The 9,480-nt window shown below is 56.7% G+C and carries 5 protein-coding genes and 1 pseudogene; 5 read left to right on the top strand and 1 reads right to left on the bottom strand.

Going from position 1 to position 9,480, the window contains the following annotated elements; genetic code table 11:
- Window positions 1-18 precede the first annotated feature (18 nt).
- On the top strand, window positions 19-372 hold the full coding sequence (locus B0E42_RS18885; protein ID WP_018614350.1) for a hypothetical protein: 354 nt from the start codon (window positions 19-21) through the stop codon (window positions 370-372).
- A gap of 59 nt (window positions 373-431) precedes the next feature.
- On the opposite strand, the gene B0E42_RS18880 is transcribed toward B0E42_RS18885, so the two are convergent.
- Window positions 432-2,585, bottom strand: a complete 2,154-nt coding sequence (locus B0E42_RS18880; RefSeq protein ID WP_077507026.1) for a WG repeat-containing protein — start codon at window positions 2,583-2,585, stop codon at window positions 432-434.
- A gap of 561 nt (window positions 2,586-3,146) precedes the next feature.
- On the opposite strand from B0E42_RS18880, the pseudogene B0E42_RS18875 reads away from it, so the two are divergent.
- The 4 genes and pseudogenes from B0E42_RS18875 to B0E42_RS18860 all read left to right on the top strand — a co-directional run.
- Window positions 3,147-3,341, top strand: a pseudogene (locus B0E42_RS18875) (NAD(P)-dependent oxidoreductase); the annotation flags it as partial.
- 570 nt (window positions 3,342-3,911) lie between these two features.
- Window positions 3,912-5,084: a YcaO-like family protein gene (locus tag B0E42_RS18870; protein ID WP_256578321.1), complete on the top strand. Its 1,173-nt coding sequence runs from the start codon at window positions 3,912-3,914 to the stop codon at window positions 5,082-5,084.
- Window positions 5,085-5,117: 33 nt separating this feature from the next.
- Window positions 5,118-6,833: an ATP-binding cassette domain-containing protein gene (locus B0E42_RS18865; protein ID WP_077507025.1), complete on the top strand. Its 1,716-nt coding sequence runs from the start codon at window positions 5,118-5,120 to the stop codon at window positions 6,831-6,833.
- Between the two features lie 1,679 nt (window positions 6,834-8,512).
- Complete coding sequence (locus B0E42_RS18860) at window positions 8,513-9,472, top strand: MoxR family ATPase (protein WP_003202654.1); 960 nt, start codon at window positions 8,513-8,515, stop codon at window positions 9,470-9,472.
- Window positions 9,473-9,480 lie beyond the last annotated feature (8 nt).

Genomic DNA, 9,480 nt, shown 5'->3' with positions numbered 1-9,480 from the left:
GATCCTGGAGCCATCACCATGCAAATGACCACCGCCCTTCTGATCGCCAACCCGTGCGACGACGAAGAAGACAACATGGCCATGCTCTGCTGCCACAGCGCCCAGGGCGAAATGTTCCTGATGACACGCTACCCCGACGAAGACGAACTGGAAATCACCCTCGATGGCGAGCCTTCGACGCTGGACGGCGTGAAGGTCACGCTCAGCCCTACCCGCTTGCTAATTGAAATTGCCCCGGCGGATGCCGATGCGCTCAATGGCGACGATGTGCTGGAGATCACCCACGACACCGATGCGGCGGACCTGGCGGAAGTGGAACTGACGTTGCAGAACATCCTCAAGGGGACGGGGACCTATATAAGCCAGCTCTGACTCCAAAAGCGACGCACCGCTGTGGCGAGAGAGCTTGCTCCCTCGCCACGCATCAGCTTTTATTCGTCTTTCTTCACAAGATTGCCGTCAGCGTCATAGACCAGGTACTCGTCATCGTTCTTCGGATCCCTCACGTAGTAACGGGCCTCATTGCCGTTATCCGGCACCTTCATGCTGGTGTAGGAGCCCAGTTCCTTGATCACCTTGTTGTTCTGACTGATCAAGACCAGCCCGGAACCACCCCCGGCCCGAATGGCCGCGGCGTACCGGGCCTGGAACGCGTTGATCTGGTTGTAATCCAGCGGCACCTGCAATCTGCCCGTCAGGTCGATGGCGCCATAGCTGCCATCGCGTCCGACCACCGCCATGCCGTTGGAAAACGGTTCCACCTCGTCATACGGTAACTTGATGGGCAACCGTGTCCCCTGGCGATTGATAAAAGCAAACTTCCTGCTTTTAGCGTCCTGCACCAACAGCGGTTGTTGCCCGACAAACCGGCCTATCACGTTGTCACCCTGCAGGTTGATCCGTTTACCTTCCAGGTCGAAAACATCCTGGCGGCTCCGATCGGCGGAGCTGGCGTAGAGCAAACCCGCGCTGTGCTCGATGCCCGAGAATTGCGTCGGCAGGATCTGCTTGCCATCCAGGGTATAGGCACCGTACAGGCCTTCCGTGACATCGGTTCGCATGCCGAGACGGGCGATGAACAGGTTGTCGGTCACGGTGGGGTTGACGAACTTCATCGGCAATACGAAACGGTGACTCCTGGCATCGTAGAGCCCATACGGACCGTTGGTTTCACGCTCCACCAACAGCAGGCCATTGCTCAACGCCTCGGCGATGTTTTCGAACGGCAGGTCCACGAGCTTGTTGCTACCGGCAGGAAAATAGGCGAGCTGGCTGCGCAACGCCTGCCAGTCCGAGTCCGGGTCGCTGGACTTTTCCGGGGAAAACAACGTGTAGGTATCGGCCACCTGGCTATCTTGCACCTGCACCCAACGGGGCTTGATCAACCACTGGCCGGCCTGGTCGATGAAGCCGTAGCGCTCGGCCTTGCGGTCCAAGGCGATGTACCGCGCTTGTGCTGCCAGGACGTTGTCGACCTGGGTGAACTCAACGCTGCTGTCTTCCATCGGATCGAGCACATGGATGACGATACGTTGCGGGGTGGCCTCGAATTGATAGTCGACCTCGGTATTTTTCAACGGCCCCACCTGGGCGGCCAGCGCCTCGGTCAAGCGCTCCAGTTGCTGTTGCACCGCCTGGCCAGTCTTGAGCTGCTTGAGATCGTCCTTGGTCTGCAGCAGCGCTTTGTAATAGTCATGCAACGCCGCGATATCGCTGTCGGAGGGAAACGCCCGGGAGTTATTGCCGTTGCTATAGAGCGCCCTGCCCGCGTCGTCCAGCCCCTGCACCACGAAGGTCGACATTTTCGGCGTACTCAAGCGCACAGAGGCGCTGCCATCACCCAGGGCAGTGAGCTGGAAGGACTGACCGTCGTCCAGGGTCACTTTCGGGTGATCCTTGTCCAGCACCACTTTCCTGAACGCCGGATAGCTGCGGTAAGCGACCGTCAGGCCAAGACTCGCCAGCGGCTTGTTCACCGAAAGTGCAAAGGCATCATGGGACGCGATCATGTCGTCGGACTCGACCTTGGGCGGCGCCTTGAGCTCGGCGAAGGTTTTTTCGCTGCCATCGCGAAAACGCAGGCGCTGCGGCAGGTATTGCTCGGTCGTCGGCTCATCCGGCGTCGCGGCGCGCTTCCAGAGCGGATCGAGGCTGCTGGTGTCGAGCCTCACTTCGGAACCGTCGGCGAATAACCTCTGGGCAAAACGCAGGCCCTGGATCGACGCCAGTTCGGTTTTCAGTTGCGCGCTGGTGAACGGGACAAACAGCGGCTCGTATTGCAACGGCTGCTCGTCGGCGGGCCCGGTCGTCTCGACGGTCAGGCTCAGTTGCACATCACTGACCAACTCCAGGGACCTGAGGCTTTCACCGGCGTCCTGAATCAAATAATTGAGGCGTTTCTCCACCTCGGGCGGTGCCAGCGTGCCGATGTCCTCCATACCCCCTTCGTTCAGTTGCTCGGCGGCGAAACCTTCATCGGCCGGCGCGCCGCTGTGGCGAAACAGGTAGTAGGACGTACAGCCCACCACCAACAGGGTCACACTCAGTATCGACAGCAATCTCAAACGAGGCTGGGTAAAGTTCATGGAGGCTTCGGCAGTCAAGGGGCTGGGAGAGGTTGGCAGCTAACCACACGGCTTGGCGCGCTGCAAATCGGCTGGGTGGCGCGGTTCTGTCACTTCGGCGTGTCGACACACGGGAAGCGATGGCGCGCTGTGCCGTGGATAGCCTGTTGGCGGCATTAGCGAGCGATGACCCGAGTTATTCGCCGCCAGTGATATCGTCATCGCGAGCAGGCTCGCTCCCACAATGGATCTGAGGCGTTCCTTGTTTCCTCCGTCCACCGCCAATCCCCTGTGGGAGCGAGCCTGCTCGCGATGATAGCGGTGGGTCAGGCTGCATCGAAGTTGAATGTACCGCCGTCATCGCGAGCAAGCTCGACTCCCACACTGATCTGAAGTGCTCATGGAATTGGGTTTCACCGCCAATCCCTGTGGGAGCTGAGCTTGCTCGCGATAGCGATGGGTCAGGCTGCATTTAAGTTGAATGTCTTGCCACCATCGGGAGCAAGCTCCCACAGGAATTTCCTGCGTCACCCAGGCCCAATGTAGGAGCGAGCCTGCTCGCGATTGAAGCCACCACAAACGCTGTTCGAGCGCGAACCCTTGAATGCCGATTCGCCGCTGTTGCAGATGGACAACGTGGTCGCAACGCCGCACATGGGCTCGGCCACCCACGAGACCCGGGAAGCGATGGCGCGCTGTGCGGTGGACAACCTGTTGGCGGCATTGGCGGGGGAGCGGCCAGTGAACCTGGTGAATTCGGGGGCGTGGATAGGCTGACATATTGTCGCCTTCGAATATGCCATCGCGAGCAGGGTCGCGATGGCAACTGTGTTCATTTATAGGTGCAAGCAACACAACCTCTTTCCGGGCACACCCACCTTAAAACACCGCTGCCAGATTATCCTTTTGATCCTTGCTTAAAATAATATAAACATCCCAAACGGAGAGAACAGTAGAGAGAAACCACAGTTTCAACAAAGCAGCTACATTCCTACACCCCCCTCCTACTCAACGGCAAGAACGAACCTACGTCAGCCTCGGAAGTCGCGCAATAGCCTTCACCTCACCCCAATGCTATTAATTAATCACTTGCGAACAAACGCAAGTTGGGCGCTCGCGTCGCGACGCCCATTAACTACATTGGAGTAAATCGACATGGGTAGGAAACGCTCTGAAATAAATCATACCTTTTTTGGCCTGCCGCAAGCATTAGGCCTTTCTAAAGACCTCCTCGCAACGGAAGCCGATTTTTTCGCGTCGCTGACCAATTAAGCCAGTGACCGATTAATTATCGGCAAACAGGTGCCGAAAGGGTCTCCTTTCGGCATCCTTTTAATGGAGATCCATATGTCAGAACGAGAACTATCACCCACCGAAGCGCTATTCAACATCATGTCCACGCTCCATACACTGGGCCTCAGTGCAATAACACGGTATACGACACCATCCAAGCTAGTAGCAACGGCCGAACTGTTTGATGACAATGACAACCTCGTTGAATCGGGCGCTGGCAAGGGACCAGACTCACTAATAGGCGCACTGGCAGAAAGCATTGAGCACTTCAGCACATTTCAACCTCTTGCTGATACTCCCATACGATACCGCTCCGACAAAATAGCTACTCAAAAAGCAGTTACAGAAGATGGGATTTTTACCAGCCTGCCTCACACCAAACAATTAATCGAATGCTTTAGGCTTACCTCACTCAACAACAATGAAGAACTATTCGCGCCGTGCGTCCTTCTATGCCCTAAAACGACACAAAACATCCACAAAGATTCGAATTCCGCACTGCGCTTTTTATCTCGCTACTCATCAAACTCAGGAATTGCTTTTGGTTGCACAGAGAACGAAGCACTGTTACATGGTACCCACGAAACAATCGAGAGGCATATCCTGTCTCTTTTCTACATGGCTGTCTGTGGCCTCGGTCCGGCAATGGAACTGTACACACCTTCTACCGCGTTGCTCGAAACAGCGCTGACGAGCCACCCCGCTGCCTTGGCGTCAGCGAACAGACTGCAAGTGATCATTATCAAGGACGTGCTATCAGTTTATTTTGCAGTGGCATTTCCCAAAGCAGGCCCTGGAGTTCACCATCTTTCACCCATCGGCTCCGGATGTTCGCTTGAAATCCACACTGCAATCCAAAGGGCAGTTACTGAACAGTTCCAGTCCGAGGACTTATATGATGCCGCTGAAGAATCTATAGATAGAGAAACCTTTGATTTACTATCTAAATCAAGACACCTAAAACACTTAATTGACTTCGCACCAGTCATAAAAGCGACACTCCCTATCATTGACACTCCTACACACATCGACCCCATGACAGTTTCCGCACAATTAGAAATACTGCAAAAAAACCTATCAACTAAAGACATGAACATATTCCACCGAACGGTAGCCCGCTTCTCAGGCAGCAGCATCGTCACTCAAACTTATATTCCAGGACTTGAGCGTTTCAATATCATTAGAAACGGTCGCTTGGTGGTGCCTCAGTACGTGTTGCGCGGTTGAACTATCGAACACAAAGCAACCAGGAGCGAGTACATGCACAGCATCCGGGCAATGATAAAAAACGCCTATAAAAAACACACCAAACTTCTAGCAATCACTATAGTCACAATCATCGCACTCAAACTCATCACACTTGCCCCTCCACTGCTACTCGGAACCATCATCGACACCCTGCAAGACAACAGAAACCCAGCATCCAGCACCCTGCTCGCACTGACGACAGGCCTGATTGTCGCGGGGTGCATTCATGCCATCATCACGCCTCTGCAGCTCCATGCGCTGTCTAAGCTGGTCCAGAGCATTATCATGAACGCTTCCATTGAGTGGATCACCGAACTCATAGGCAAAGAGTTTTCGTTATTCAACTCCTGGAGAATCGGCCATTTCATCAAATCGGTCGAGCGCGGAATTACTGCGCACGAACAACTACTAACTTTCATTGTGACCATTGCGCTTCCCGTACTCTTGGAGTTCATAGTTGTTGGGGTTGCTTTTATTTACATAGGTGGCGGCGAAATTTTCTTGAGCATGACGGCGTTCGGAGTTATCTATCTGGCTGCCACCCATCAAATTATCAAATGGCGGAGAAAGCACATCGATGCAGTCAATGAACAGGAAGATGAGTTAAGTGCCCACCTCTACAACACCCTCAACGCGGGGAAAACCATAAAACTGGAAAGTGCCATACCTACTGCCCTGCGCCCGCTGAACGCGGCGTTCGGACGTTATGCCAACGCTGCAGTGACTACGGCATCATCTGGCGGCCTGCTGAGCACCGCCAAGATACTGTTCGTAAGCCTTTCCACTGGGGGATTGCTCTACTGGGGCGTCGTGGACCAACTTTCGGGTCAGCCCAGTATCAGTGTCGGGCAGCTGGTTGCCATTTTTTCAATCGCAGGGAGTTATCTGCTCAGTATTTCCACCTTGACTGAAGGGTATCGTGTTCTTGATCAGTTCCTTGCAGACCAGCGTCAATTTGAGGGTCTGCTATCACTTCCGGATTTCGCTCGCAGCAATCAGCTGGCCTGGGTTGATTTCCAGCGGCCCTCAGTTCTGGAACTCGGCCCCTGCGAAGTGGCGGGAACGGGACGGCTTCGCCTGTCGATCAAGCGCTCCCTGGCATTTGTTCAAGGGCAGTCAGTGGCCGTTACGGGCCCTAGCGGCGCAGGCAAAACCACTTTTTTGGAAGTGCTCGCCGGGCTTGATGCATCAAAGCGAGACCAACTGAGTATCGACTCGGTACCGGTCTCACTTTTGTCCGGTCAAGCTCACTTGGACACCTTGAGATACTGCCCGCAACAACCGAGGTTTCTGGAAGGCTCTTTTGAACAATCGGTTCTGTTCGGAGGCAGCGCATCGCCGATTTTGTCTAGAGCGATACGGCAATTGGAACTGGATGAGATCGTGACAACACGGCAGGTCAGCGAAAATGCATCGAATATCTCCGGAGGCGAAGCCAAACGCCTATCGCTGCTGCGCCTGATCAACAAGCCCGGAAAATTCAATATGTTCGACGAGCCAAGCGCATCCATCGAACCCAGGCTGACCACGCCCCTTTGGGACCTTTTATTCGACGTTTTTGCCGGGCAGGGGTTGATATGTGTCACCCATGACGTTGACCACCTGCATCGGTTTGACCGGGTCATTGTGATGCATGACGGGGCAATCGTGGAGGATGGCCCGTGGCGGGAACTGGTCGACAGGCCAGCAATCAGGCTGCTGGTGGATGAGATTCGGATGCAAAATTAGCGAAAATATGAGGTACCAGATCTACTATGGTAATCGCGAGCAGGCTCGCTCCCACACTGGATCGGCGGCGTGCCTTGACCCCGCACCCACCGCCACTCCCTCTGTGGGAGCTGAGCTTGCTCGCGATAGCGGTGGGTCAGGCTACATTGAAGTTGAAAGTACCGTCGCCATCGCGAGCAAGCTCGGCTCCCACACTGATCTCGGGTGCTCATGGAATCGGTGTTCACTGCCAATCCCTGTGGGAGCTGAGCTTGCTCGCGATTGCGGTGGGTCAGGTTGCATTGAAGTTGAATGTGCCGCCGTCATCGCGAGCAAGCTCGGCTCCCACACTGATCTCGGGTGTTCATGGAGTCGGTGTTCACCGCCAATCCCTGTGGGAGCTGAGCTTGCTCGCGATTGCGGTGGGTCAGGTTGCATTGAAGTTGAATGTGCCGCCGTCATCGCGAGCAAGCTCGGCTCCCACACTGATCTCGGGTGCTCATGGAATCGGTGTTCACCGCCAATCCCTGTGGGAGCTGAGCTTGCTCGCGATAGCGGTGGGTCAGGCTGCATTGAAGTTGAATGTGCCATCGCCATCGCGAGCAAGCTCGGCTCCCACACTGATCTCGGGTGTTCATGGAGTCGGTGTCCACCGCCAATCCCTGTGGGAGCTGAGCTTGCTCGCGATAGCGGTGGGTCAGGCTGCATTGAAGTTGAATGTGCCATCGCCATCGCGAGCAAGCTCGGCTCCCACACTGATCTCGGGTGCTCATGGAGTCGGTGTCCACTGCCAATCCCTGTGGGAGCTGAGCTTGCTCGCGATAGCGGTGGGTCAGGCTGCATTGAAGTTGAAAGTACCGTCGCCATCGCGAGCAAGCTCGGCTCCCACACTGATCTCGGGTGCTCATGGAGTCGGTGTCCACTGCCAATCCCTGTGGGAGCTGAGCTTGCTCGCGATAGCGGTGGGTCAGGCTGCATTGAAGTTGAAAGTACCGTCGCCATCGCGAGCAAGCTCGGCTCCCACACTGATCTCGGGTGCTCATGGAGTCGGTGTCCACTGCCAATCCCTGTGGGAGCTGAGCTTGCTCGCGATAGCGGTGGGTCAGGCTGCATTGAAGTTGAAAGTACCGTCGCCATCGCGAGCAAGCTCGGCTCCCACACTGATCTCGGGTGCTCATGGAATCGGTGTTCACTGCCAATCCCTGTGGGAGCTGAGCTTGCTCGCGATAGCGGTGGGTCAGGCTGCATTGAAGTTGAAAGTACCGTCGCCATCGCGAGCAAGCTCGGCTCCCACACTGATCTCGGGTGCTCATGGAGTCGGTGTCCACTGCCAATCCCTGTGGGAGCTGAGCTTGCTCGCGATAGCGGTGGGTCAGGCTGCATTGAAGTTGAATGTCCCGCCGTCATCGCGAGCAAGCTCGGCTCCCACACTGATCTCGGGTGTTTATGGAATCGGTGTTCACCACAGGTCTCTGTGGGAGCGGGCTTGCTCGCGATAGCGGTCTGTCTGAGACGATGCTGCTGGATGTATCGGCCTATTCGCGAGCAAGCCCGCTCCCACACCAGGTCCAAACCGATCACAAATCCGCACGCCAGACAAAATCCCGTTAGTCGCCACCCCCCGCCATGCATTAAAGTAACGCCCCCAGCCCCGGCGTTATCCGAACGCCTGGGGCCACCCTTTCCAGGAACAGTCACCGATGGAACATCGTGAAGCGCTGCTTGCGCTGCGAACCTTTCTTTCAACGCAGATTCTCGGCCAGGAAAAACTCATCGAGCGCCTGCTCATCGCCCTGCTTGCCGACGGCCACATGCTGGTGGAAGGCGCGCCGGGGCTGGCCAAGACCAAGGCCATCAAAGAGCTGGCCGAAGGCGTCGAAGCGCAATTCCATCGTATTCAGTTCACCCCCGACCTGCTGCCCGCCGACATCACCGGTACGGAAATCTACCGCCCGGAAACCGGCAGCTTCGTGTTCCAGCAAGGGCCGATTTTCCATAACCTGGTGCTGGCGGACGAAATCAACCGCGCCCCGGCCAAGGTCCAGTCGGCCTTGCTCGAAGCCATGGCCGAGCGCCAGGTCAGCGTCGGGCGCAGCACCTATGAACTGTCGCCGTTGTTCCTGGTGATGGCCACGCAGAACCCGATCGAGCAGGAAGGCACCTACCCGCTGCCCGAAGCCCAGCTCGACCGGTTCCTGATGCACGTCAAGATCGGCTTTCCCGATGCCGCGGTGGAACGCCGCATCCTCCAGCAGGCCCGGGGGGAAGCGCTGAACGGCGAGACCAAGCCCGAACGCCGCGTGAGCCAGCAGGCGATCTTCTCCGCACGCAAGGAAATCCTCGGATTGTACATGGCCGACGCCGTGGAGGAATACCTGGTGCAACTGATCATGGCCACCCGCAACCCGGCCAAGTTCGACCCGGAAATGGCCGAATGGATCGCCTACGGCGCCAGCCCACGGGGTTCCATCGCCCTGGACCGCTGCGCCCGTGCCCACGCCTGGCTGGCCGGACGCGACTTTGTCAGCCCGGAAGATATCCAGGCCGTGCTGTTCGACGTGCTGCGCCATCGCATCATTCTGTCGTTCGAAGCCGAGGCCGCCGGCATCGACCAGGACCGGGTCGTGCAGCGGATTCTCGACGTCGTCGCTGTCGCTTGAGCATGCAC

The organism is Pseudomonas sp. A25(2017) (assembly GCF_002001065.1).
Classification (GTDB): domain Bacteria; phylum Pseudomonadota; class Gammaproteobacteria; order Pseudomonadales; family Pseudomonadaceae; genus Aquipseudomonas; species Aquipseudomonas kilonensis.
Note: the sequence above shows the minus strand (reverse complement) of the source record. Positions and strands in the feature narration are given on the sequence as shown.

Bases quoted from the DNA above. Each gene is read 5' to 3' on its own strand.
- B0E42_RS18860 (WP_003202654.1), top strand. From the start codon at position 8,513: ATGGAACATCGTGAAGCGCTGCTTGCGCTGCGAACCTTTCTTTCAACG.
- B0E42_RS18865 (WP_077507025.1), top strand. From the start codon at position 5,118: ATGCACAGCATCCGGGCAATGATAAAAAACGCCTATAAAAAACACACC.
- B0E42_RS18880 (WP_077507026.1), bottom strand. From the start codon at position 2,585: ATGAACTTTACCCAGCCTCGTTTGAGATTGCTGTCGATACTGAGTGTG.
- B0E42_RS18870 (WP_256578321.1), top strand. From the start codon at position 3,912: ATGTCAGAACGAGAACTATCACCCACCGAAGCGCTATTCAACATCATG.
- B0E42_RS18885 (WP_018614350.1), top strand. From the start codon at position 19: ATGCAAATGACCACCGCCCTTCTGATCGCCAACCCGTGCGACGACGAA.